At 70.7% G+C, this 24881-nt stretch carries 20 protein-coding genes and 1 pseudogene; 5 read left to right on the top strand and 16 right to left on the bottom strand.

The features are described from left to right. Positions 1-257 precede the first annotated feature (257 nt). From FB465_RS02560 to ltrA, 6 genes are all read right to left on the bottom strand, one after another. Positions 258-2783 carry an acyl-CoA reductase gene (locus FB465_RS02560; RefSeq protein ID WP_145787216.1) on the bottom strand — a complete coding sequence of 842 codons (2526 nt, stop codon included), beginning with the start codon at positions 2781-2783 and terminating at the stop codon, positions 258-260. Further along, the gene (locus FB465_RS02555) at positions 2780-3946 is read right to left on the bottom strand and encodes a LuxE/PaaK family acyltransferase (protein WP_145787214.1); all 1167 of its coding nucleotides are present in this window, start codon (positions 3944-3946) and stop codon (positions 2780-2782) included. Before FB465_RS02555 ends, FB465_RS02560 begins: the two co-directional genes overlap by 4 nt. Further along, positions 3943-5088: a GNAT family N-acetyltransferase gene (locus FB465_RS02550; RefSeq protein WP_145787212.1), complete on the bottom strand. Its 1146-nt coding sequence runs from the start codon at positions 5086-5088 to the stop codon at positions 3943-3945. The genes FB465_RS02555 and FB465_RS02550 overlap by 4 nt, the downstream gene beginning before the upstream one ends. After that, positions 5085-6362 carry an MFS transporter gene (locus FB465_RS02545; RefSeq protein ID WP_145787209.1) on the bottom strand — a complete coding sequence of 426 codons (1278 nt, stop codon included), beginning with the start codon at positions 6360-6362 and terminating at the stop codon, positions 5085-5087. The genes FB465_RS02550 and FB465_RS02545 overlap by 4 nt, the downstream gene beginning before the upstream one ends. Next, entirely contained in the window at positions 6359-7621 is a 1263-nt protein-coding gene (locus FB465_RS02540) for a phenylacetate--CoA ligase family protein (RefSeq protein ID WP_145787207.1), read from the bottom strand. The genes FB465_RS02545 and FB465_RS02540 overlap by 4 nt, the downstream gene beginning before the upstream one ends. 1013 nt (positions 7622-8634) lie before the next feature. Continuing rightward, a complete protein-coding gene (gene ltrA, locus FB465_RS02535; RefSeq protein WP_484140822.1) occupies positions 8635-10197 on the bottom strand; it encodes a group II intron reverse transcriptase/maturase in 1563 nt (520 codons plus the stop codon). A gap of 617 nt (positions 10198-10814) precedes the next feature. Between ltrA and FB465_RS02530 the strand changes: the two genes are divergently transcribed. Then, positions 10815-11669, top strand: coding sequence for an alpha/beta fold hydrolase (locus FB465_RS02530; protein WP_145787203.1), 855 nt, complete (start codon positions 10815-10817; stop codon positions 11667-11669). A gap of 188 nt (positions 11670-11857) precedes the next feature. On the opposite strand, the gene FB465_RS02525 is transcribed toward FB465_RS02530, so the two are convergent. Continuing rightward, positions 11858-13105: an IS4 family transposase gene (locus tag FB465_RS02525; protein WP_145787201.1), complete on the bottom strand. Its 1248-nt coding sequence runs from the start codon at positions 13103-13105 to the stop codon at positions 11858-11860. Positions 13106-13714: 609 nt separating this feature from the next. On the opposite strand from FB465_RS02525, the gene FB465_RS02520 reads away from it, so the two are divergent. After that, on the top strand, positions 13715-14503 hold the full coding sequence (locus FB465_RS02520; RefSeq protein ID WP_145787199.1) for an aspartate/glutamate racemase family protein: 789 nt from the start codon (positions 13715-13717) through the stop codon (positions 14501-14503). 261 nt (positions 14504-14764) lie between these two features. Here the strand turns inward: FB465_RS02520 and FB465_RS35545 are convergent, their stop codons facing one another. The 5 genes from FB465_RS35545 to FB465_RS02500 form a co-directional block, all read right to left on the bottom strand. Then, the gene (locus FB465_RS35545) at positions 14765-14911 is read right to left on the bottom strand and encodes a hypothetical protein (RefSeq protein WP_170290474.1); all 147 of its coding nucleotides are present in this window, start codon (positions 14909-14911) and stop codon (positions 14765-14767) included. A gap of 192 nt (positions 14912-15103) precedes the next feature. Next, on the bottom strand, positions 15104-15883 hold the full coding sequence (locus FB465_RS02515; RefSeq protein WP_145787197.1) for a class I SAM-dependent methyltransferase: 780 nt from the start codon (positions 15881-15883) through the stop codon (positions 15104-15106). Positions 15884-15892: 9 nt separating this feature from the next. Beyond that, positions 15893-16204 (bottom strand): hypothetical protein, encoded by a 312-nt coding sequence (locus tag FB465_RS02510; protein WP_145787195.1) that lies wholly within the window; start codon positions 16202-16204, stop codon positions 15893-15895. A gap of 388 nt (positions 16205-16592) precedes the next feature. Then, positions 16593-17207, bottom strand: a complete 615-nt coding sequence (locus FB465_RS02505) for a YdeI/OmpD-associated family protein (protein WP_145787193.1) — start codon at positions 17205-17207, stop codon at positions 16593-16595. A gap of 365 nt (positions 17208-17572) precedes the next feature. Continuing rightward, positions 17573-18007 (bottom strand): hypothetical protein, encoded by a 435-nt coding sequence (locus tag FB465_RS02500; RefSeq protein WP_145787191.1) that lies wholly within the window; start codon positions 18005-18007, stop codon positions 17573-17575. Between the two features lie 521 nt (positions 18008-18528). On the opposite strand from FB465_RS02500, the pseudogene FB465_RS02495 reads away from it, so the two are divergent. Then, positions 18529-18657 (top strand): annotated as a pseudogene (locus FB465_RS02495) (family 1 glycosylhydrolase); the annotation flags it as partial. Between the two features lie 177 nt (positions 18658-18834). Here FB465_RS02495 and FB465_RS02490 read toward each other — a convergent pair. Then, positions 18835-19065 carry a helix-turn-helix domain-containing protein gene (locus tag FB465_RS02490; protein ID WP_211785705.1) on the bottom strand — a complete coding sequence of 77 codons (231 nt, stop codon included), beginning with the start codon at positions 19063-19065 and terminating at the stop codon, positions 18835-18837. A 668-nt stretch (positions 19066-19733) separates the two neighbouring features. Between FB465_RS02490 and FB465_RS02480 the strand changes: the two genes are divergently transcribed. Further along, the gene (locus FB465_RS02480) at positions 19734-19862 is read left to right on the top strand and encodes a hypothetical protein (protein ID WP_425461116.1); all 129 of its coding nucleotides are present in this window, start codon (positions 19734-19736) and stop codon (positions 19860-19862) included. A 362-nt stretch (positions 19863-20224) separates the two neighbouring features. Here the strand turns inward: FB465_RS02480 and FB465_RS02475 are convergent, their stop codons facing one another. Then, positions 20225-20608: a hypothetical protein gene (locus tag FB465_RS02475; RefSeq protein ID WP_145787187.1), complete on the bottom strand. Its 384-nt coding sequence runs from the start codon at positions 20606-20608 to the stop codon at positions 20225-20227. Between the two features lie 3 nt (positions 20609-20611). On the opposite strand from FB465_RS02475, the gene FB465_RS02470 reads away from it, so the two are divergent. Further along, positions 20612-21486, top strand: a protein-coding gene (locus tag FB465_RS02470; protein ID WP_425461115.1) for an IS5 family transposase whose coding sequence is annotated in 2 segments (ribosomal slippage) — positions 20612-20960 and positions 20960-21486 — 876 coding nt in all. Because the reading frame shifts where the segments join, the coding sequence is not laid out codon by codon here. Positions 21487-21520: 34 nt separating this feature from the next. On the opposite strand, the gene FB465_RS02465 is transcribed toward FB465_RS02470, so the two are convergent. Together FB465_RS02465 and FB465_RS02460 are read right to left on the bottom strand one after the other, a co-directional pair. Beyond that, on the bottom strand, positions 21521-21889 hold the full coding sequence (locus tag FB465_RS02465) for a hypothetical protein (RefSeq protein WP_145787183.1): 369 nt from the start codon (positions 21887-21889) through the stop codon (positions 21521-21523). A 291-nt stretch (positions 21890-22180) separates the two neighbouring features. Beyond that, complete coding sequence (locus tag FB465_RS02460) at positions 22181-24775, bottom strand: SpoIIE family protein phosphatase (RefSeq protein ID WP_211785704.1); 2595 nt, start codon at positions 24773-24775, stop codon at positions 22181-22183. Between the last annotated feature and the right edge of the window lie 106 nt (positions 24776-24881).

Genomic DNA, 24881 nt, shown 5'->3' with positions numbered 1-24881 from the left:
ATGGCGTGGTGATTCCGGAGGGGACAATGCGCGCTGAGATCCTCTGACATGGACTGGCGATGGCTTCCCTCCGGCCGACGTGGCAAGACGGTGGGCGGAGATTCCGGCCGCACCAATTCGGACCTGCTCGCCGCGCTCGAGGGCGGGCGGACCGAGCTCGTCAGGTGCCTCGCCGCTGATCGCCTTCGTGTCGTGAAGGACACCGGCCGCGCTCGGCCAGGGGCCCCGGGGTACCGGGTCCCTGGCCGAGCGCGGAGTCACACGGTGATCTGCCGCCGGTCGATCACCGTCCGCAGCTTGCCGCTGGTGGGCGTCCGTTCGAAGGCGGCGGAGTCGGCCGTCTCGACCGTGCAGGCGAGCAGTCCCTCGGCCACGGCCGATCCCAGCTCGGGGATGGCGGTCAGGAAGGCGGCGCGGGCAGCCTTCCCGTCCGGGGCGTACCGCTCGTCGAGCCGGACGGTGGCCCGCTCCCGCCCGTCACCGGCGTCCAGGATCAGTTGCAGCTCTCCCCGGTAGCCGAGTTCCTCCTCTGCCACCGCGATGAAGCGCCGGACGTTGAAGAAGTACGTACCGACCCGGACGACATCCCCGTACCGGCCGAGGAGTTCGATCCGAGGGGTGTGGCTGCCGCAGGGGCAGACGCCCTCGATCGCGCGGCCGAGGTCGCCGATCTGGTACCGCTCCAGGCGCTGTCCGGCCCGGGTGCGGCTGGTGAAGACCAGTCGGCCCGGCTGCCCGGGAGCCACGGGGCGGTCGGCTTCCGGGTCCAGGATCTCCAGGGTGTGAAGGTCGGTCAGGACGTGGTGGACCGAGCCCTCGGCGTGGGTGCACTGGTAGCCGAGCGGCCCCAGGTCCGTGCTGCCGTAAGCCGCCGAGCGGATCAGCTCGACGCCGAACTCCTCGGTGAGCACCCGGCGCTGTTCCGCCGTGAAGTGCTCGCCGCCGTAGAACACCTTGCGGATCCCGCCGTACGCGCGCAGCACGGTGTTCTGGGAGTGGAACAGCTGCCAGAGGTAGGACGGCATGCCGAACACCGTGTCCGCCCCGTACGTCACCAGCGCCTCGGCGGTGGCGGCGTGGTCGGGGCCGCCGGCGATCGGGAGCTGAGTGGCGTTGAGGCGCTCCAGGATCGAGAAGAAGCTGATGAAGCTTCCGTACATGCCGCCGCAGTAGAACAGGTTGGCGGCGCGGTCCCGGGCCGGATCGAACCCGGCGGCGAGCAGGCCTTCGGCGGCGGCCCGCATCTGGATGTCGTAGTCGGCGTTGGTGAACACCGACAGGGCGGGGGCGCCAGTGCTGCCGCCGCTGCGGAAGTAGAGGTGGGCGTGGTCCGGCGCGAGCGTGCGCAGCTGCTCCTGTACCCCGGACTTGTCGAGCAGCGGGCCGCTCGGTGCGGCGGGGACGACGGCTGGCGCCGCCAGGTCGTCGAGGCAGGCGGTGGTGGCGAAGGCCCCGTCCGCCCGGACGCTGACGCGGCGGCTGTAGCGCTGGAGCGCGTAGACACCGTCGTGGGGCTCGCCGTGGTAGCTGTCGAGCATCCCGCCGACCGGGGTGACGCGCAGCACGCCGGCGGCGACCACCGCCTGCGACAACCGGGCGGTGTCGGCGCGGCCGGCGCCGATCGCGGCGGTCTGCAGATAGCGGCGCATCGGGCGCAGCACGGTCATGACGGAGGTGCGGGGCAGCGGCTTGACCCAGACGCTGCGGTGGAGCGGCGAGGCGGCCAGGGCAGGGCGGGTGTCGGCGAGGATGCGCCAGGAGCCGTCCTCGGCGGCGACGACCCGGGTGAGGCCGAGGTGTTCCTCCAGCCGGGCGATCAGTTCGGTGGTGGTGATCTCGGCGTGCTCGGCCGCGTCGAGCTCGGGCCGGGGCAGCCCGGCGGACGCGTCGGCGAGGTGGGCCGCGAAGCGCTCGGCGAAGGCGAACAGCTCGCCCTCGTCCTCGGTGTCGAGGTAGACGACCTGGGGGCTGGAGCAGGCCTGCTGCTCGAAGCGGCAGACGTCGATGGCGAGCGCGTCCAGGGTCGCCCGGTCCGACCAGGCGTCACGGGTCAGGTAGGCGAAGGAGATCCGGTGCCCCCACTCGACCAGGCGGCAGCCGGCCGGGGCCAGATCGGCGACCGAGCGGACGGCGTCCTCGCCGCCCCACACCGCCACCGCATCGGCGGGCTCGCACAGCAGCCGCAGCCACTCCGTGCGGGCAGAGGGGAAGCGCAGCGCGACGATCCGCCGGGCGAGGGCGCCGGTGGGATCGGCCGCGGCCAGTTCGGCGAGCAGGTGCTGCGCGAGCAGGGTGTCCGTGCTGCTGGTCTTGAGCACGTTGAGGTTGCCGGTGAGCAGGCCCTCGATCACGCTCAGCGGGGCCACGGCGGCGGCGTTGCCGGGAGCGATGTGGACGAGGAGCCCGACCGGTGCCCACGCCTCGAACGTGGTCTCCCGCCCGTCGGGCCGGGTGAACCGCTCGGGGCGCAGCCCGCCGAGTTCGCGACGGAGCTTGCGTTCCAGGGCAGGGCGGGCGATCGCGTCGGCAATCTCGGCGAGCGTCGCCGCCGCCTCGTCCGGGTCGATGCCGCCGCGGGTGAGCTCGGCGAGGAGGCGGGTGCGAACCGGGCCGCCCGCGGTGCCGAGGGCGTCGGTGAGGCGCTGGCAGGCGCTCAGCACCAGTTCGGTGGCCAGGGGTTCGGCCAGGGTCTGCGCGGCGAGCTCGGGCAGTTCGGCCAGCCGCCGGGCGGCCTCGTCGTCGTCGATGAACGAGCCCTGCCAGTAGTGGGGTCCGGTGGTCACGACAGTCCCTTCAGGAGTTCGGCGGCGGCCGCCGCGCAGTTGCGGTTGCGGCTGACCCCGGCGCGGCCGTGGATGGTGAACCACGGCGTGGGCAGCGGGCAGGGACACTCCCGTTCGGGGTGCAGCGAGGCGAGGTCGCCCATGACGACGCTCTGCGCCGGCACCGAGGTGATGTACGGGGAGACCAGGTGGAGGAAGCCGCGCTCGCCGTACGGCAGCGGCTCCAGGGTGCGGGTGTCGCGCACGGCCGCCCGCGACCAGACCGGGACGTGCAGCCGGTGGTGCCCGCACTCGATGTACGGCACGCAGTGCTCGACCGAGCCGAAGGTGTCGCGGATCCGCTCAGAGGGGATGCCCAGCTGCTCCGTGACCTCGGTGTAGAACTCGTCCTTGCCGATCTGCTTGTCGGTGTGGCCCTTCCAGCCGCCGCCGAGCAGGACCAGGGAGCCGGCGGGCAGCTGGAGCGGCGGCAGCCCGAGTGCGCGCATCCGCTCCAGGGTGAAGTGCAGGAACGCGGGGAAGCCCAGGATCCGTACCGGCAGCCCGTCCTCGGCGAACCGCTGCAGCGCCTCGATGCAGCCGTGGACGTCGAACTCGTGGCCGCTGCCGGTGTGCCGCAGCGCGTGCGTGGTGTGGTTCGCCGGGGCGAAGTCGCACAGGTAGTTGTCGGTGAACGAGGTGCCGAGCTTCAGCTGCGGCGCCGGCTCGTAGCTGTACAGCAGGTAGTTGACGGGCTGGTCGGGCGTGATCCAGCCGTAGTGGTCGAAGATCCGGGCCACCATGCGCTGCGCGGAGCGGATCGTCCAGGTGTCGAAGAACATCTGCGACTTCTGGCCGGTGGTGCCGGAGGAGGTGAGGTGGAGGAACACCTCCTCCCGTGGGATGGAGAGCACTTCGTGCCGCTTGAAGAAGTTGGCGTGCACCAGGGGTGTGCGGACCCCCGTGCCGACGGTCGGCGCCGGGGTCTCCGCCGGGCCGTCCAGCAGCGAGCGGAGGAAGGGCGAGCGCTGCGCGTGCCACGCGTTGGTCTCGGCCATCGCGGCGGCGAACAGGGCGTCGGCCTCGGGCCCGGCGGCGTACGGGGACGTCAGGTCGCACAGCTGCTGTACGTGCGGGAGCGCGGCGGGGTCGGGAACCTCGACCGGCGCGAGATGGATGTTCATGGGGCAACCTCGGGAAGGGGTAGGTAGGTCGAGGTCCAGGCGGTCAGGTAGGACCGCAGGTACGGCTGGAGCCGAGCGCTGACGGCAGTGGTCCTGAAGTCGATCTGACGGCTGGTCCGGGACAGCACCACGTAGTCGTGGAACCGGTCGCCGATCCGGCGCATCGCCGGGTAGACGGCGCTCGGGATGAACCCGGCGGCCAGGAAGGCGCCGAGCCCGGCGGTGTCGGCCAGCGGCAGCAGCGTCTCGACGTAGTCGGCGCCCGCGCGGGTGACGGCCGCCATCAGCGGCTCCAGCGCCCCGGCGACGGCCGCCGGGGACGGGTGTACCGCGACCAGCGAGCAGCTCGCCGCGACCGGGTCCAGGTCGGCGTACGCCTCGAACGCGCCGTCCGGCGGGGTGAGGACGGCGTTCGGGAGGTGCAGCGGGAAGAACCGCTCTCCGGGGTCGGGAAGGAGCTCCAGGAACCGACGGCGGACGAAGCCGGGCGCGGTGATCAGTTCGATCGGCGCGGTCACCGGGGCGGTCCGCCCGGCGGGCAGGGCGGGGCCGTCCGTCGCGCGCGGGTGGCCGTACTCGAGGCCGGTGCTCTGCCGGGCTGCCTCCAGCAGCGGGATCAGGGCTCCCGGTACCTGGCCGACGCTCTCCCGCCGGGCCAGGACGCCGTCGGCGTGCCGGGCGAACAGCGCGAGGCTCTCGCACCCGGCCACCTCGACGGCGTTCGGCATCAGGCCGATGGCCCGGAAGCCGTTGCGGGCGAAGACCTGCTGCGGGCCCGGGGTGACCACGCGGACGGTCGCGTAGATGGAGTCCAGGGCGCCGGTCGCGAACGCGTCCCGGCACACGTCGGCGGTCAGCCGACCGGCCAGCCCGCCGCCCCGATGCTCCGGGTGGACCGCCAGGCCCACCAGCTTGCCGATCCGGCTGCCGGGGTCGGTCTGCACCGCCACCGACCCGGCCAGGTGGCCGGCGCCCTCGTGACGTGCGGTCAGCCAGTGGGTGTGCGGGTCGGCGATCAGGCGGCGCATCTCCTCGGGGTCGCTGCCGAGCGCGACCGGATAGCCGTGGCCGTAGACGTCGAAGTAGAGCTGTCGCAGCTGCGCGACGTCCTGCGGGGTCGCGGGAGCGATCGTCACGGTCATCGCACGCTCCTGATCGGCTGTGCGGTTGGGGCCGGGTCCTCCTGCGGGGCGACCGGTTCGCGCCGGCCGGTCCACCACAGCGCGGCGGCGACCGGCAGCACGCCGAGGGCCTGGAGCAGGCACAGTGTCCGCGGCGAGAGGTGGTCGCCGAGCAGGCCGAAGACCAGCGAGGACACCGGGAAGGTCGCCCCCAGCAGCGCCTGCATCACCGCGAAGAAGCCGGGCCGGTCCTCGGCCGGCACCAGCCGCTGGAACAGCGCCACGAACCGCACGCCGATCACGCCCACGCACCAGCCGGCGACCGCCATCGACCCGATCGCCGAGGCCTGGCCGGCGGACACGCCGGGTAGGCCGAGCGCGGCGGCCATCAGGCCCAGGCAGCCGGCGCCGACCGCGGTGGGCGCACCCGGGAGGCGGCCGCCGGTGAACGAGCCCGCCAGCGTGCCGGCGCCCAGGGCCGCCTCGAGGGCGGCGACCGTCGAGCCGTCGGCGTGCAGGACCGTCCGGGTGTACAGCGGCATCACCACGAACACCGCCGTGGTGAACAGGTTCGCCGCGGTGAAGCAGAGCAACACGCGCCGGATGAAAGGCAGTTCGGCCAGGATGTGGCGCAGTGGTCGCCTCCGGGCGGGTGTGGCGCCGCCAGCGGTCGGTACGTCCAAAGCAGGGAACCGGGTCGCGCCGATCAGTGCCGCTGCCAGTAGGTAGGCCCCGGCGCACCCGGCGATGATGCCGGCCAGGCCCGCGAAGTCGACCACCAGCGGGCCCAGCAGTCCGCCGGCAAGCCCGGCCAGCGACTGCGTGCTCAGCTCGAACCCGGTCGCGGCCTCGATGTCGGAGTCCTCGACCAGCTCGGGAACGGACGTGGTCAGGCAGGGGTCGAAGACCGCCTGGCAGCCCGCCAGCAGCAGCGCGGCACCGTACGCGACGGCCATCGGCGGGGTTGCGGCGTACGTCCAGCCTGCCGTGCCGAGGGCGACCAGACCGGCGAGACCGGCCGAGGCGCCGAGAACGGTCCGGTGCGGGTGACGGGCGATGAGGGTGGCCACCAGCGGTGCCAGCGCCACCGCGGGCAGGGTGCTGACGGCGAGGAAGACGCCGGAGACGAGGCCGCGGTTCGCGCCGGCGGCGTAGCCCACCAGCCACCACACCATGCCGACCTGGAACATCCGTCCGGCGGCCTGGGTGAGCACCTGCGCGGCCCACACGGCGGCGAAGCGCCGGTTGCGCAGGACAAGCGGCGGGCGGCGCGTGGCCGCCCCGGTGGCGGTCATGCGTGCGGCCGTTCGTCGAGAACGCGGATCAGCTTGCCGGTCCTTGCGTTGACGGCGAGCTCGTGGTGGCGCACCCACGTGACGGTCAGCGGGTGGACGTAGCCGGCGGCGACCGCCTCCGGGTACAGCGGCCGTGCCGCGTGGAGCCCGGCCTCGACGGTGGCGGCGAGCTCGGGGAGTCCGGCGGGGTTGCCGTCGCAGGCCAGGCGCAGCACCAGCCCGTCCCGGCCGCGCCAGCGGCGCACCACCAACTGCACACCGGTCACCCGGCCTGCCGGGTCGGCGGCCCGTACGAGGTCGAGCACGTCCTGGGTGTACAGCGACACCGGACCCACCCGGACGCCCTCCTGGGCGCGGCCGAGGATGCGGAACTGCCCGGCGGCGACGTCGGTCCACTCCGCGCGGTCCCCGACGGGGTAGCGCAGCACGGGCATCAGCCGGCGCCGCAGGTCGGTCACCACGACCCGGCCCGGCACACCCTCACGGGTGATCGGCTCACCGGTGTGGTCGTCGAGGATCTCCACCACCGTCTCCGGCGCGAACACCCGGTGCACCCGGGTGTCCGGTCCCGGCACCGGCCGGCCGAGCAGCCCGGCGTCAACAGCGGCGTAACCGATGGACGACACACGGGCGTTGGGAAACACCTTGCCGAGCAGCGGCTGCTGGTCCTGGAAGAGGCCCTCGCCGCCGAACAGCAGCAGCTCCACGCATGGAAGTTCGCGACCGGAGGCCAGTAGGTGGTCGGCCAGCGCGCACAGCGTCGTCGGGGTGCCGGCCACCACCTCGACCTCGAACTGCTCCAGGGTCTGCGCGGTCGACTCGAGCGGCGCCGCCCCGCCGATCGGAAGCCGGACGTTGGCGACGGGGGAGTGGTTCAGTGCGTCGAGGATGAAGGTGTAGCTGGCGTACAGGTCGCCCGCGTAGAAGAGATCGGCGACCCGGTGTCCCGGACGAAGTCCGGCGTCGACCAGCCCGGCACCGAACGACGTGGTGAACTCCCGCCATTCCTCGCGGCTGTAGAACGAGAACTTCGGCGAGCCGGTGGTGCCACCGCTCTTGAACACCACCGCCTCCTCGAGAGGCCCGGTCAGCAGCCGGTTGTCGCGAGGCGTGTTCGCCTGCCAGAACTCGGTCTGCGGGACGACCGGAAGATCGGTCAACTTCGCCGTCCGGTCCGGTAGGCCGGCGTACAGCTCCGTATAGAAGGGTGAATTGCGGCGCACGAAGCGTATGAGTTCCGCTATTGGTTGAACGGGCATCGATTCCTGCTTTGAGGCATGCGAGGACGGAGCGAGATCACGCGGTACATGACCTCGCCCGATGAGTCGGACACGATCCAGGTCGGCGAGCTGCGGAGTTCGGATTCCACCGCGAATCGACGGGATCACTGGACCAGAACGGATCGAGCGTGTGACACCAGAGGTCCGGATGTGCACAGATCGTGGGTCAGCTGACATGAAGTGAGGAGTAGTTGGCCTCCCACTCGATGAAACAGAGGCTAGCACTCTCGCGTGCTTGCAGATTCCAATCCGAGATCCTTGCAGGGTCGGTAGGGAGACGAGCTGAGGCCCAGTCAGCGGCTTTTCCAGGTGGGCGGGAATGTCATGGTGAGGTACGTCTCACGGCGGGTGTGATCCGTAGGCGCTCCGCGGTGGATCAGCAGGATTCCCGCCGGTTTGTCGTTGAATCCGAGACATTTCACATTCGCCTGCCGGATTGCGCCACGGATGCCGGAATTGCCACCCGCCATTCGGGGGGTGCGGCCTCCGCCGTCCGGCGGGTCGGGCGCGGATGCATCGACGCTGATTCACGGACCCGGGACGCCGGCCCGGCCACTCCCAACGAGTGGGGAGGTTCACTGTGGTCCGATCACTCGGTCAACGGCCTACGCATTGTCCTCGGCGGCACTGTCGCAGCAGCAGGGGGCATCGGATCCGGGCTCGGGCATGGCCGGCCTTCTCCGCCCCGCTCGGTGCTTGCGCGATCACAGTTCATCAGCTCGACGGCCTACGGCCTGGTCCGCGACCACCGGACCGGCCCCGCGCACTCCGAAGCTAGGGGGCATCGTGGCCTGGTGGCAGCGGAACTCGAAACTGCCCGGGACGAGTAGTGCCGTAGGAATGAGCGGTGAATCTCTGACGGCCACCTGCCCAAGCTCCGCTGAGTAGGCCCGGGGCGCGGTGTCGGGATTGCTCCCGGCCCGTTTCCCCGGACCTCTCGCCGAACCCGCCGTGCGCCTCTCAACGCAACGGGCTCTCCACGGCCTTTGCCGTCAAGCTTCTTGCAGGGGCCAGGGACTGGGGATCGACTTGCTGCGGTAGCGATACCGGGTGACCGGGATCGCGCTGATCTTCTGCAGTTCGACCTCGCCCGCCGCTATCGGAAGCCACCGCCCGGAGGGGGTGACGAACCGGCGGCGGACATCCGACCACGTCCAGTGGTGCCGCTCGCGCAGCATCCGGATCAGCCTCCACCAGGTGAAGTTGTCCAGCATGCTGAAGGTGTTCTTCGCGACGGCGTGCCGGAAGTAGTTGGCCCATCCGCGCATGACCATGTTCAGACTGGTCAGCACGTAACCCAGGTCCTGTTGCGACGTCTTGCGGGTCAGGGCACGGATCTTCGCCTTCACCGACCGCTGGGGCCGTTGAGCGACGAAGGTGTAGACGTACCACTTGCTCGTTCCTCGCTTGCGGCGCCACTGGATGTGGAACCCCAGGAAGTCGAAACCCTCGCTCATGTGGACGACGCGGGTCTTCGCTGGCGAAAGCCGAAGGCCCATCGGCCGCAGGACGTGAGCGATCTCCTCGCGCAGGATCTCGGTGTCCTGCTCGGTCCCGTGGACCAGAACCACGAAGTCGTCCGCGTAGCGGACGACTCGCCAGTTCGGCAGGCCCTTGATACGCCGCCGCCTCTCCCGCTGTCGCTGGGTCGACATCACACCCTCCGGCTCCCATGCCCGGTGAAGGTGCTCATCGAGCACCGACAAGGCGATGTTGGCCAGGAGGGGCGAAATGACGCCTCCCTGCGGTGTCCCGGTGTGGGTGTCCTGAAGCTCTCCGAGTTCCGTGAGGACCCCGGCCTTCAAGAACGCCTTCACCAGGGCCAGGACCCGCTTGTCCTTGATCCGCATCCGGATGCGGTCCATCAACGGGGCGTGTTCGATCTCGTCGAAGCACGCCTGGATGTCCGCGTCCAGAACCCAGCGGTATCCGCGGGTTCCGAAGAAGTGGATCTCGGCAATCGCATCCTGGGCCCGCCGGTTGGGCCGGAACCCGTAGGAGACCGGCTTGAAGTCGGCCTCGAAGATCGGCTCCAGCACCAGCTTCAGCGCGGCCTGGACGACCCGGTCGGCAACGACGGGAATCCCCAGTCGCCGGACCTTCCCCGACCCGCCCGGCTTGGGAATCATCTTCTCCCGCACCGGAAGAGCCCGAAACGTGCCCGCCTTGAGCTGAGCACGCAGGTCGTCCAGAAACCCGGGAACTCCGATCCGCTCCTCCACGTCGGCGACCGTCAGGTCATCAACGCCGGCGGTTCGAGCCCCCCGGTTGCCGGCCACCCGATCGAACGCCACGATCAGCGTCGCCGGGTCGTGCACGAGGTTGAACAAGTCGTCGAACCGGCGGCCGGGATCGGCCGCCGCCCAACGGTGAAGCTTGGCCTGCATCTCCGATACCCGCTGACGAGGCCCCAACGGGGCTTGTTCCAGCAGGGCACCGGTGTTCACCGGTGCTTCTTTCGGCATTGCAGCCTCCTCCCTTCTCAAAACCGCTGCCGCCCTTCCCCATGTGCCGGGCTTTCCCCGGCTCGGAGTACTACGGCGGCTCCGCCCCACCCATCCCGTTCAGCAGTCGATGTGCCTATCCCGGCCCGCGAGTTGGAGGCCCGCCGACCGGGAACCGTGGACAGGCGGTTCCCGTGTTCACTGTGATTCGCTCGGTGGAGTAGGAGCCCGGCTGTATCCCAGCGGCATCGCCATGAGTACGCCGCAGACCTTCCTCATGGCCTCCCGGGCGCAAGCAATAAGACGCCCCAGGAGTTCCGGCCCCCGAAGGCGACCGTGCGCACCGCGCCCGACCCATATCCACCAGATTGGAGTCGGTGACGAAGTTAGGACGTAACGACGCCGGTTCCTCTCGTACTCCTCTCCACCACGCTTACCGGACCCGCACCATCTGGCAGTACTGGCACGTCCCGACGTTGTCAGGGCCGCTCCCGCCCTCCCCGGCATCACCCGGATCAGGCTGCCCTCAGCTCCACCGCCTTGCTGCGACAAGGTCAGCGGCGAAGGTCTCCCACCTCCGCTCGAACCAACAGCGCCTCACGGCGCAAACTGATCATCCGTCAGGTCATCCGGCTCTTCGCAGTTGAGGGTCTAGCGCCGGACGTGGGGCGGCGTCGCCGATGCAGGGTAGCGTGGCCACAGTCGCGCACCTGCCCGGGAGGTTGACGATGCACTCGAGGGTCCATTCGTTCCGCACACCCGAAGGCGTCACGCTCGGGGTCGAGCACTTCGGCGATGCGGCGGCGCCCCTCATGCTGCTCGCGGGCGGCACGACCATGCTGTCGTGGCCCGACGCGCTCTGCGAGTCGCTCGCGCGCGGCGGACGTCACGTCGTGCGCTACGACCTGCGCGACTCCGGCGCGTCGACAACCGTCGACCCCGAGGCGCCCGCGTACACGCTCCGGGATCTCGCCGCCGACGCGGCCGCGCTCGCCCGCGGACTCGCCGACCGGCCGGCGCACCTGGCGGGCATCGGCGTCGGCGGGATGGTCGCCCAGGTCGCCGCGCTCGAGCATCCGGACGCGTTCTCGGCGCTCACCCTCGCCGGGACGCGGCCCGTCGCCCCCGGCCCGGTCGACAACGATCTGCCCGACCACGACAAGGCGGCCATGAAGCGACGGTTCGCGCTCCCGACGCCCGACTGGTCCGACCGCGCTGCCGTGGCGGAGTTCGCCGCCGCCAGAGCGGAGATCCTCGGCGACGATCCCGCTGCGGCACGCGCGACCGCCGAGCGCGTCTTCGACCGCACACCGGGCACGGAACCGCCGGTCCAGATGGCCAACCAGATGGGCCTGGTGTTCTCCAAGCTCGACTGCAAGCCGCGGTGGCGTGAGCGCCTGCCCGAGTTCGCGATACCGGCGCTCGTGGTGCACGGTCGTCACAACCGGTTCTTTCCGGTCGGCAATGGCGAGGCGCTCGCGCGCGAGATCCCCGGTGCGCGGTTGCTGGTGCTCGAACAGGCCGCGACCGCGATCCCCGACGCGGCCGCCGATGAGGTCGCCGCGGCGATGCTCGCGCTCTAGATGCAATGCCGGTGATTTAGGTTGAATTCCGGCAGGTCGGGGCGGTCTTGGTCGGTCCGACAAGGACGACGCCGGGCGGGGCCGGTCGCGGCGGGTCGGAGTGCGTCAGGCGTTTGAGTGCCCAGTTGGACATCTTGCGTTTGATGACGCGGGGGTTGGTGCGCAACCTCCTTGGTGACAGGAGCCGTTCACCGATCTCGCGCAGGCTCTGGGTGAGTGCCCGGGCGAGTCGGGAGGGGGGAAAGCGCCGCTTGGCCGGTGACGTGGCGGCGGGCGATCCGCAGGGTGCGGATGAAGGAGATCCGGTCGGGATCGCAGTCGGTTCGGCGGGCGGCCTGGTGCATCAGATCGCGCAGGGCGTGGTGGACCAGGAGGAACGCGAAGATCTCCTGTTCCACCCCGCGCGGGTGCTGGGAGCGCAGGACGAGGCGGGGACCGCCCTGGTGGGTCTTGATCTCGTCCAGCGTGGTCTCGATCTCCCACCGCTGGGCGTAGAGCGCGGCGAGTTCCGCGGCCGGGGCGGCCTTGGGGTCCAGGATGCTGGTGACCAGCCGGTAGACGGTGCCGTCCTTGCCGCGTGGGCCCAGGGTGTACTCGATGACGCGGACCTGGATCGGATCGGCGCGGCGGTTCTTGTCCCGGGCCGCGACGATCTCCGACAGGTAAGAGCCGTCGTCGAGTGAGGTCACGACCGGGAACACGGCATCGCTCCTGGCCCGCCACAACAGGTCGGCGCCGCTGCCCGTGGCCGCCCGCCACAGGTCGAACCCGCGAAAGCCCCGGTCGGCCAGCAGTAGCATCCCCGGGCCCAGGGATGGGAACAACTGCTGGGCCAGCGCGGTCTCGTGGACCGTCAGCGGTGCGACCTCGGCCGCGAACACCGCATGGGTCCCGCACTCGACCAGGGCCACCACCCGGGCCTGCGGATACGCGCTCCTGCCCTGTCCCCGGCAGGTCCCCGGGCGGCCGAAGAACTCCGCGTTCCCCGCCGTGTCAGGCAGGTCGAACGTGGTGCCGTCCACCGCGACGAGCCGCCAGCGGCGAAACCACGCGCTGGCCGTCTCCTTCGTGGCCACCGGACGGCAGACCCGGGCGAACAGCGCCCGCAGGGGCTCCGGGCCCAGCCGGAGCCGGGCCCGGCCGATCGCCGCCGTTGTCGGCACCCTCCAGGCCCCTCGGCCGCCTTGCCGCTCCAAGCCCTGAGTGAGGAGCCGGGCGACCTCCTCGTAGCCCTGCCCACAGAACAGGCACATCGCCAGGACGAAGTACACGACCACCCTGGCCGGCAAAAGCCGGTGACGCTGCTCGACCCGGCCGCACTCCGCGACTACCTCGTCGACCAGCTCCGGCGGAAACGCACGGGTCAACACCCCCAGCGCGATCCGATCCGCGAACCGCTCGTCCGCCGCCGACTTCACCTGTCCGGGCCTTGGCACAACCCACTCAACGACCAGAACCCATCAAAGTCACCGGTATTGCATCTAGTTATTGATCGCGCGCATGCGAGCGGCGGCGTGCCCTCGACCGACACGGCGGTGGTGGCTGGGTAGGCGTCGAGGTCTCCCGATGATGGAAGTTCTCACACTGCCCATCCAGAAGACCTCGACTTGCCTGACGCTACCTTCGCTTCGCCCGCGCGGCCTGATTCGAGCAGGCGAATACGAAGACAGGGTGTTCGACGGGCCGAGGGCTACCACCAGCGCCTCGGCCTCGTCCACGTCGACTTCGAGACGCAGCGCCGCACCCCGAAGGCGTATACGCCTGGTATTGCGACCATGTCGCCACCCACCTGGTCACGTCCGCTCGGGCTGGGCCGGGTCGTGCCGATCGCGGTGGGTCGGGCGGCCGTCCGGCTGCCTGAGGGTGCGTCACGCCTCGTGCAACCGCTCGAATGGGCTGATTCGGTGTCAATGAGATCGCTCGCACGCGTCAGGACGGATCCTTCTCATCGTCAGGGTTACAGTCGGTGGCCGGTCGAGGTGGTCGATCCAGCAGTCGGGCGCTGGATGCCCCGGCCGCGTGGACGTAGATGCGGAGGGAGCGGGATGGCCACGGGCGAGGATCGTTCCTGGCGTATCTGGTACCAGAGCTTCACCGATCCCGGGGTGGACGCGCCGTACTTCGGCCGGTTGACCAGCCGCATCGAGGGCCTGGCGGATCCAGGCTTCGAGGTCGTCGTCCACGGGATGACGCCCGGCGACCGCCATCTGCACCGCCTGAGTGAGCTGCGCTGCTCGATGCAGGCCGTCCGCAACGCCATCGCGGCACAGGAGGAGGGGTACGACGCGTTCGTCATCGGGCACTTCCAGGAGCCTGGGCTCGCCGAGGCCCGCGCCGCCGTGGACATCCCGGTGATCGGGCTGGGGGAATCGACGATGCTGCACGCCTGCACGCTGGGGCGCAAGATCGCTCTGGTCACCATCAGCCCGGTCTTCGTCCCCTACCACGAGGAGCAGATCGTTCGGCACGGGCTGCAGCAGCGGGTGATCGCAGTACGCGCCGTCGACGCAGAAGTCGCGGACTTCAACCGGGCGTTCACGGAGCCGGAGCTGTACCGGCGGATGAAGGAGGAGTTCTCCCAGCAACTGCGTCCCCTGCTCGAACTGGGTGTGGACGTGGTCATCCCGGCCGGGGGCTATCCGATGCTTCTGTTCGCCGGAGAGCGGAGCTTCGGACTCGGTGGCGCCGTGGTGCTGGACGGGCTGCCGGTGGCCGTCATGGCCGCCGAGACGGCTGTCAGGCTCCGCCGCCTTAACGGCACGGGCGCAAGCCGTGCACCCGGGTCCGCACTGCCGAGCGAGCCGGCACTACGGGAATTCCTCGACGCCATGTGAGGACGGAGAGCCGCCAGCGGAAGTGTCGTTCGCGCACGGCGCCCTGCAGGCCCGGACGTCTACCCGATGGTGCACCGCCGACGCCCGGGGCCGGCCCTCCGTCCCCGATTCTGACCGCGACCGCTCCTGACCGCGACCGCTCCTGACCGCGACCGCTCCTGACCGCGACCGTGAATCGGCCTCGGGCGGCACGTAGTTCCGCATCGCCCAGCCGTCGCCCGCCTTGAGCCGGCAGGCGTGGGCCGTCGGCCGGTGAGCCAGTCAGCCGGCCCGGGTCGCGTCCGGCACGCCGGGCCGGGGTGCCAGGACCACCACCGCTGTCTCGGAAGGCCTCAGTGCCGCGAAGGCGTTCAGGTTCGCGTCGATCGTGAGCCAGCGTGCCCACAGCCGCAGCCGCTCCTCGTCCATGGCGGAGTGGGCGCGTACCAGCCGTCGCCCGTCGACCAGATTGACGACAGCATCCGGGTACAGACGGCGCTCGGCCAGGGCGAGTCCACGGAGCCCCCGGCCCGGGAGGGTGCCTGCTGGGCCGGGGTGGGGCGGGTCAGGCGGTTGCGGTGTGCCGTTCGAGGCGGGTGCCCCGGCGGAGGGTGATCGACATCAGGTGAGCCGCCGGACGCGCAGCACGCCGGTCAGCATCGGGAGGGTGAACTCGCCGTCGGCGGTTTCCGGCCTGCCCGCGAGGAACGCGCGGATCCGGCCGAGCGTGGCCTGTTGTTCCTGCTCCGGCATGACGAGCATCCCCGCGCGCGTCGCGAGTGTGACAACGAGGGAGTCGGCGGTGCGCCGCTGCCCGTGCGGAAACTCGACCTGCTCCGGCGAGCCGAACCGGGCGACGCCACTCTTCGGAAGGTGCATGTCCGCTGTCGCGGTGCGCCAGCTGCTGAGCGTGTCCCGCGGGCCGATGGCCGCGCTCCCGCTGACCTGCTCAAGTCCGGCGGCCCACTCGACCCGGTCGTCGATGACGTTCCACAGGCCGGCCAGAATGCCGCCGGGTGCCAGGACCCTGGCTATCTCGGGCCCGGCGACGGCCATGTCGAACCAGTGCATGGTGTTGCCGGCCAGCACGGCGTCAACGGACGCGTCCGGCAGCGGTATCGCCTCGGCACCCCCCGGCAGGGCACGGACAGCCGGCAGTGTGCGGCGCAGCTCGGTCAGCATCGCCGGGTCGGGCTCGACCGCGATGACGTCGGCGCCCAACGCAACCAGCGCGGCGGTCAGCTTGTCGGTTCCGGCGCCGAGGTCGAGCACCCGCAGGCCGGGCGCGGGCTCGAGCGCCCAGCGCACCGCGGCCTGCGCGTAGTCCGGGCGATGCTCGGCGTAGGCGGCCGCCGCCGCTCCGAACGACGAGCTGAGAAGCAGCTGTTCGTCCTGTTCCACGCGGTCACCCTATCCGTGCCGCGAGTTGGAGGCGATGCGGTGGATCGTCGAGCGAAATGACGACCTTGATGATCGATGCCGGCCCGATTGCGGCGGACGCCGCTGGTCACCCGGGTGGGTGGTGTGCCGCCGGCGGCGGACTTCCCGCTTGACGGTCTTCAGCCGATACCGCTGCCCCAGCTCGCCGAGGACGAGGAGGACGAGGAGGACGAGGAGGACGAGGAGGACGAGGAGGACGAAGACGCCGACGCCGAGGACGACGAGGTCGCTGACGAGAGCGTGTTCGTGCTCGGGGCGACCCGGGCCGTCGGCCTGGAGCACGAGAACGAGCCCGACTACGACCGGGCCCGCGCGGCCTGGGCGGCGAGGACCGGGAATCCGACGTCGGCCGTGCTCGGCCGGCTCGGCGGTTGCCCTGCATGGCTGCAGGCCGATGAGACCCCGTCCTGTTCCTCCTGTGCCCGCCCGATGCCCCTGATCGCCCAGCTTCAGGAAGGTCCGGACCCCAGCACCGCGATGAACTTCGGGGCGGTGGCAGGGCCTACGCCTTCGCCTTCGAATCCTGTCCCGGCGCCGCCTTCCTGTGGCAGTGGTGAGGAGGTCGCTGCTCGGGCACGGCGGCAGAGGCGCGGACGGGGCCACCGCCTCGTAGGCGCAGCGGTGTGGTTGGGCGCAAACCCCGGTGACCCGCGAGCCGGCCACACCGGACCTACGTCGCCGCGCCGCGTGCCGGGTCCTCCCCGCCGCGTCCTTCCGCGGCGAGGCGGCGCACCGTACGCTCCAGGCGGGTCTGCCGGACCTGGGGCGTGGGTGCCTGGAGGAGGGGGAGGATGGTGAGGTAGCGGCCGGTGCGGTCGAGTGCCTGGAAGGCGCGGTCGGCCGCGGGGTCGGCCGCGAGCGCGGCGGCGAGGTCGTCGGGGACGGTGGCGGTGCGCTGGGAGTGGTAGGCCCGCGCCCACCGGCCGTCGGCCTGCGCGCGGCGGACCTCGGCGAGGCCCGGTTCGCGCATGCGGCCCTCGGCAGCAAGGACCGCCACCTTCTCGACGTTGACCTGCGACCAGAGGCTGCCCGGCCGCCGGGGGACGTACTTCTGCAGGTAGTACCGCTCGTCGAGTCCACGCCGCTGACCGGAGACCCAGCCGTAGCACAGGCCCACGTCGACCGCCTGGTCGCTCGTCAGCGACGGGATCCCGGTGCCCTTCTTGGCCAGCTTCAGCCACACGCCCTCGTGTCTGGTGTGATGGACGCTCAGCCAGCTCGCGAACGCCTGCTCGTCGGCGAAAGGCAGGACCTCGACCTCGTCGATCTTCCCCGTGTTCTCCATCCGGCCAGGCTAATCGGGCGTGGTGGCGACGGAGCCGCTGATGAGGATTCGCGAAAATCCCCGGGCCCGCTCTCCGTCCACCACTTTGGGTGCGCGGGCATCGAGTGGCCGGAGTCGCCCGCCCCTCGGACGGTCCGGGTCGCTCGTCAGTGGCCGTGTCCATCTCCCGGCTGTCGTGGGGCCGGGGGTGGCAGTGAGGCCGAGACGAGGTGCTGGCCGCGCGGTGCAGGGAGAGGCCTCGGTTTCGAGGGCCGCTCGCCCCGACGTGGTGGCCGGCTTGGTCGAGCGCCCGCGGAGGGCTGCTCGGCTCGTGGTGTGGGGTGGGTTGTGCGCCGCCTGTTTGGGCGGCGCACAACGGGTGGGTGTCAGGCCTCGCAGTTGACGGGCTGGTTGCCGGATGCCACCCGGCAGAAGTCGGTGCCGGGGCCGCCGTCGACGGTGCCGGCGTTCGCGCCGACGCGGAGGAAGTCGGCCCCTGCGCCGCCGAGGATCCGGCCGGTCCCCGTGACCCCTGCGTCGGCCGTGATGTAGTCCCTGCCGTCGCCGCCGTCGATGGTGCCGGCGACGGTGCCGGTGATGACGATGTAGTCGTCACCGCCGAGGCCGTTGACGGTATCGCCGGCAGCGACCGCTCCGCATGTGATGAAGTCGGAGCCGGCCGTTCCGTTGATGGTCGTACCAGCGACGGGCCGGCCGTTGACCGTGCACGCGCTGAGTGCGTGGGCGGGGGTCGCGGTCACGATGAGCGGGGTGATCACGAGAGTGGCGGCGCAGAGCGCACGCATCGTGTGTCTGATCATAGGACAAATGACGCATGGTAATCATGCGCTCGCAACTCGCTGCTGTGGGTGACTCCGCCACTTGGCTGGCCGCCCTCCGCCACAAGGCACAATGGCGGGGGTGGGGAATCGAGGCGAGCAGGTCTGTCCCATCCCGGAGCACGGGGTGGGGATTTTCAAATTTTCAACGATCCCCATCACCGCGAGCTGGGGTCCCGGTGGCCCGGTCAGGGACGGAGCCGGCGCACCGAGGCATCGGCCGCCCATTCCCTCCCGGCAGGCCGTGGTCCAGCCGAGCCGGGTGAGGAGCGGACCGTAGGCTTCCGCGCCGAGACCGGTCAGCGCGATGTCTGCTGCCCGACGCGCGTATCTGGCCGCAGGAGGAAGGGAGTTCAGCGCCGCACAGGACTGGTCAACTGTCTGCCGACGGCCCACATAGGGCCATGATGTGTCGCCTCACCTGCCGCGACCGCCGCTCAGCCGTTCGACCAGGACCGGGTCGGGACCGTGAGCCCGGCCTACGATGACAGGGTGTTCGACGGGCCGAAGGGTTCCATCAAAGATTCGGCTTCGCCCACGTCGACTTCGAGACCCAGCGGCGGACGCCCAAGGCGTCCTACTCCTGGTACCGGGACGTGATCTCGGCCCACCGGGCGCGGCGCGGGGGGTAGGCCGGGCGCCCCTCCGGACGAGGCGACGCAGATCGGCATCTCCTGACCTGACCGGGTTGGCTTCCGGTTGTCCGGCGTGGCAAGACAGTTGACGGAGATTCCGGCCGCACCGAACGACCGTTTGTGAGAATCGCTCACTCTTGATCGGGTGACTCCCACTGACGAGGCGGGACTTCCTCACTCGTCGAGTAGCCGCCATGCGGTCAGGGCGAGCCCGGCCCGTATCAGTCCGGTGGGTTCGGTGAGTTCGATGCCCAGGGTCTTTGCGATCTGTTCGAGTCGGCGGGCGACGCTGCTGTGGTGCAGGTGGAGGAGGTCGGCGGCCCGGCGTAGGGAGCCGGTGGCGCAGTAGGCGTCCAGAGTCTCCAGATCCTCTGGATTGCCGGCGATTCGGGCGATGGCGGCCACGTCGGCGTTGTCGCGTGAGGTGTCCTGCGGTACCTCGGCCAGGAGCCAGCGCGCCCAGGTCGGTGTAGCGGATGACGGGTTCGCGCGGGGTGGTGAAGCGGAGGGCGGTGCGGGCTTGCCACCAGGATCGGTCGGGGCTTCTTGCGGCGCCGATGCCCGCGCGTACGCCTGCCGGAAGCCGGGCCGGGTCCATAGTGGTGGCCAGGATGACGCCCACGTCGGCGAGCGATGCGGCCTTCACCGGGCGGGTCGGGCAGACCATGCCGCCGATCTGGTCGAGCGGGAGCTGCGAGCGTACGGCGACGACGTGGACCGGCAGGTAGGCGGCGAACCCCAGGAGCCGTAACGCCCGTGCTCTGGCTGCCTCGTCGCTGTCGGAGCTGATCGCCAGTTCGACGAGGGCGGGGTCGGCCATGGTGGTGTGGGCCGGGCCGTACCGCTCGACGGCGGTCGCGGCGGCGATGGCGAGCCGGTCAAGGAGGACTTCGTCGAGAGGGTTGGGCGGGCCGGGGCGTTCCAGCGCTGCCGGACATCTCGACCGAGAGCATCGACGACAACCGGTTCAGGCAGTTCAGCCCGGCCGAGCTGATCGAGATGGGGCTGACGGCGCCTCCCGTCGGCGAGCCCGGCGGCCCTACCGGGGTGTACTCCAACACCAACAGCGTCAGATGTCCGTCGCGGTCAACCTCACGAGGTGGAACAAGCTGGACTCCTCGGGGAAGCCGCAGCACCACCCCATCGACGACGCGCTGTCGACGCTGTACCGGCAAGCGATGTGCGGCAACGGAACGCTGTAGGCCCCGGCGTCGGCCGTCTCCCAGTCGATGTCGGACGGTGTTGAAGGGCTGGGCGCTTCCAAGGTCCACGTGGTACCACTCGGTCCCGGTCGATCCTGCGGTGCAGAAGCGGGTGGGGCGGTCGTTGTCGACCGCCTTGGCGGGGAGTAGGAGGAGCCGTAGACCGAGCTCGACGTCGCGGTCCTGCCGGAGCCTCAGGCCGGTTACGCTCCGCGGGCTGAACGTGATGGCCTGACCGGAGCCGCCCTGCGGGAGGTCGTCCACCGGGACGGTCGAGCGGTCGCCGGTCCGCGCGACTTGGCGGAGACGCTGCCGTCCACAGGTGCGCCCCGATTGGGAGTGCAGGCGCGTCGTACAGTTCCTCAGTCGTTGGTCCGGCGAAGGCCGTTGTCGGCGAGCCGGGCAAGGAGCGCGGTCTGATCGCCGAGGCCGGTGACGTAGCTTCCGCTGGGGCCGTAGGCAGCGACGGCCTGATGGTGCTTTATCAGTAGGGACCCGCGGTAGGCGTCGTCAGCGGGCGTATTGCCGACCCAGAGGAAGACACGGAGGTCGCCGAACGGATCGTGGCCGGCGGCGATGATGTGTCCAGGCGGGGTGGTGTCGTCGGTGCCGGTCCAGTGGAGGGTGAGGTCGGCGACGCGGAACTGCAAAGCTATCTCCTCGGGAATGCGCTCGTCCGGTCGGGTGACGGCCGGGCGGTCGATTAGGGTGCGTTTCAGAAGTCGATCAAGCTCTGTAATGATCACCGTGTGGGACGTGGGGATCTGACGAGCGCACAGTGGGCCAGGCTGGAGCCGTTGTTGCCGGTGGGGAAGAAGCCGGGACGGCCTCCGGTCTGGTCCAAGCGGCAGCTGATAGACGGCATTCGCTGGCGGACACGGACGGGTGCGCCGTGGCGGGACGTGCCGATCAGGTACGGCGAGTGGGAAACCGTCTACGGGTTGTTCCGGCGTTGGCAGCGCGATGGGACCTGGAAGCGAATCCTCAAACAGCTCCAGGCCCGGGCCGACGCCGACGGGCTGATCACCTGGGATGTCAGCGTCGACTCCACCATCGCCCGCGCACACCAGCACGCCGCCGGCGCCCGGAAAAAGGGGCTCTTCAACGAGAACCGCCCGGCGGCGTCGACACCGAACCGGCCGACCACGGACTCGGACGCTCCCGGGGCGGACTGACGACCAAGCTCCACCTCGCGGTCGAGCAGGGGCAGAAGCCGCTGTCCCTGGTCATCACCGCTGGCCACCGCCATGACAGCCCGCAGTTCCAGAATGTGCTCGACCGCGTCAGCGTCCCGCGCGTCGGTCCGGGACGCCCGCGCACCAAGCCTCGCAAGGTCCGCGCGGATAAGGCATACGGCTCTCGCGCGAACCGCGCCTACCTGCGCAGACGCGGCATCCGCTGCACCATCCCGGAGAAGACCGACCAGATCCGCAACCGCAAGAAGCGCGGCATGCGCGGCGGCAGGCCACCGAAGTTCGACAAGGCCGACTATCGCGAACGCCACGCTGTCGAATGCGGAATCAACCGCCTCAAGAGACACCGGGCCGTCGCGACTCGATACGACAAACTCGCCGTCCGCTACGAAGCCACCGTGGTCATCGCGGCGATCAACGAGTGGCTGTGAGGGGCCGCGTGGCGCGCATCGCGCCGCACGAGGTTCATCGCGCTGGTTCCACCGGTGGCCACGGGGCCCAGGGAAGAGCTTCACGCCAGCCCGGCCGCCCCCGGGCCCAGTCCTGAAGCACTTCGGCAACGGGCTCCACGGCGAACACCTCGTGCTCGCGCGGCACCCGGGCGTGAAAGTGCCTGTCTGGGCCACCCTCGCGGTATTCGACCTGGTAGCTGAGGTCGTCGTTGAGATAGACCTGCATGTAGTGCTGGCCGACGGGTTCGAGGTCAAGCCGCTGGACAACGACAAATCGCCAGGTCAGGCTCATGTCGGCCAGCAGATCGTGCAGCTGGTCGTCAGACGGGTCGTCCCATGACGTCCCGTCCCACTCAATCGCCCGCAGTACCGGTGTTGCCATGACGGCGACTGTACTGGCCGATCATGCTGCGGAGATCAGCGGGCGACCGCTTATGAAACGCACCCTAATGCTCGGTGCTGCTCACGGTGTTGTCGATGACGGTCAGCTGCCTCGTGTCATACGAGTCCTCGCCCTGCGCGTCAATGGTGCCTGCCACCGTGTGGTCGAACGTGGACTTCTCGAAGGGGGTGTTCTGCCGCGAACCAACCCAGGCCCGGTAGGGCGATATTGATCTGTGGGGAAGCCGCCGCGACGAGACGTGCCGGGCGGGGCAGGCCTCGACCCTGACCGTCAGCCGGCCTGCGGGGCCTGCTCGGGGTGGTATTCGGTGAGCAGCAGGGCGATGTCGTCGGAACGGTGCGAGGAGTGCCGGGCCTTTCGCAGGAGTTGATCGGCGAGTTCCTCGAGGCTTCCGGCGCGGGCGTGGGCCAGCGAGGCCCGCAGGTCGTCGATGCCCAGATCGATGTCGCTGCCGCGTTCCTCGACGAGGCCGTCGGTGTAGAGGGCGAGGATCGACCCGCGGGGAAGGTCCAGCCGGGTCTCCGGATAGGTGCTGGTGCCGTCGACTCCGAGGAGCGGGCCGCCTGCCAGCTCCAGCACGTCGGTGCTGCCGTCGGGACGGCGCAGCAGCGGCGGGCAGTGCCCGGCGCGGACGGCGTAGGCATGGTCGGTGCCCGGCTCGATGCGGATGTAGCAGCAGCTGGCGAGCAGCCCGGGACCGAGGTCGACCAGAAGCCGGTTGGTTCCGGCCAGGACGGCGCTGGGTGAGTGGCCGGCCGTGGCGAAGGCTCGTACGGCGCTGCGCAATTGGCCCATGGTGCCGGCTGCGGCGACGCTGTGGCCCTCGACGTCTCCGACGACGAGGGCCACGCCGCTTCCGGTGGGGATCACGTCGTACCAGTCGCCGCCGATGTCCATTCCGCTGGTGCCGGGCAGGTACCGGCCGGTGGTGCGGATGCCCGGCAGGACAGGCAGGCGGTGTGGCAGGAGTGCGTTCTGCAGGCCGTGGGCGAGGGCGGACTTCGCGTCGTAGAGACGCGCGCGTTCGAGTGCCTGGGCGATCAGACCGCTGAGCGCGGTCAGGATGCTGCGGTCCTTGGTGGTGAAGTGGTGGATCTCGTCGAAGCCGAGGATGCAGGTGCCGACGGGGCGGTTGGAAGCGATCAGCGGCAGATAGGCCCAGGCCCCGACGCCTTCCGTGGGGTGGGCTGGATAGGCGTCGGTGCGATCCTGCCGGGACTCGATGAACAGGGGTACGCCGGAGGTCAGGGTCTCCGTTCCGGGCAGAGGAGTGTCGAGCGGTTTGCCTTCCAGCCAGTGCAGGAAACGGTCGTGGTAGCCGGTGTGGAAGAGCAGGTGCAGACGGCCTTCGTCGATCACGTAGATGGCCAGATGCTGTCCGCCGAAGGCCGGCAGGAGCTGGTCGCCGACGGCGTTGCACACCTCGTCCGTGGTGACGGCCTCGGTCAGCGCGCTGCCAAGCTGCAGCACGCGGTAGATGGCGCCCAGGCGCGCGGGCGCTGCCTGAGCCTTCGGTGGGCCGGGCGATTCCCGGGATTCCAACGGTGGCCCGGATACTGCCGACGGTGAGTGCGGCGGCTCGGAAGGCGCCACTCTGCCGGTCACGCCGTTCGTGTCCGGGTGAAGTGAGAAGGCGAGCCACCGGTCCGGCGGGCGGCAGACGAGAAAAGTGGTGGGCTGCTGCGAGACCAGCGCGGTTCGGTGCCGGTCCTCATAGACGGGATCGGACAGCCAGGGCAGGACATCCCACAGGCGGCGGCCGAGCAGCTCCGGGACACGCGCCCCGAGCAGCTGCTCCAGGCTGCGATTGGCGTAGGTGACCCGCCCGTCCGGGGCGAGGGAGAAGAGCCCGTCCCGGAGCCGCTCCACCGCGGTGACGGCTGCGGAGCCAGCCGCGGCGTCGAGCACGCAGCCGACCAGGTGACTCCGCACCTCCTCTCCGGGTGCCTCCGGCACGCGGCCCCACAGCTCCACGGAGCGGTACCCGTCGGCGGTGCGGATGCGCAGTCGGCGGGCGAGTACCCTGCCGTCCGCGATGGCCGCGCGGGCCGTGGCCCGGAGCGAGACGCGGTCGCCGGGGTGGAGCCGGGAAGCCAGCGTGTCGGCCCGCCCGTCGAATGTGCCGGGCGTGAGGCCGAAGATCGCGCACAGCTCGTCGTCGGCGGCCACGGCCCCGGTGTCGAGTCGCCAATCGAACAGGCCGACCCGTACGGCCGGTGCGGTAGGAGGCGGGACCTCGATGGGCACCGTTGTGGCGTCGTACTCGAGGACGCCCCCGCGGGCTCGGAGGTCGGCGAGGGCAGCGCCGAGCCGGTTGGCGATCGCCCGCAGGTGGCGAAGCTGGGCCCTGGACAGCCCCGCGTGCCCGGGCGGCGCCGACCACACCACCGCCAGCGCCCCCAGACTCTCCTGGCCGGCCCTGACCGGCACCGACGCCGAGCCGAACGCGTACGGCAGGGCCACCGCGAGCTGGGGATAGCGTCGCATCGTCTCGCCGGCGTCGGCCAGATGGACTGTCCGCCCCGACCGGTAGGCCGCCGCCACCGGAATGGGGCTGTTGACCGGGATGAGCCGCCAGCCACCGAGCAGGGACGGCGATGCACCGCAGGTGGCGGCCAGCACGATCGAACGGCTGTCCTGGGAGCGGAGAAACACGCTCCCGACATGGGCGCCGGTCTCCCTGATGGCCTTGACGACGGCCGCCACCAGGGCGTCCTCGCGCTCCGCCGTCACACTGTCGGCCTCCCCGGCCTCGGCCGCCCGGCCGGGACGGCCGGCACCTGTCGCGGCGGTCGCGTCCGGGTCGGTCGCCGCGTCGTTCCCGACGGGCGGCCTCGTTCGCTTCACCGGCTCGTGCCGACTCATGCTTCCCGATCTACGTCCGGGTGACGTCGCTGTCAAGGCCGACCGCGTGGCGACCAGGGGAGGATGGTCCGGTCGGGGGCGCCCACGGGTCTGGTGTTCCGGGCGT

The organism is Kitasatospora atroaurantiaca (genome assembly GCF_007828955.1).
GTDB classification, from domain to species: domain Bacteria; phylum Actinomycetota; class Actinomycetes; order Streptomycetales; family Streptomycetaceae; genus Kitasatospora; species Kitasatospora atroaurantiaca.
The sequence above is the reverse complement of the archived record's forward strand: the minus strand, read 5'-3'. Positions and strand labels throughout refer to the sequence as shown.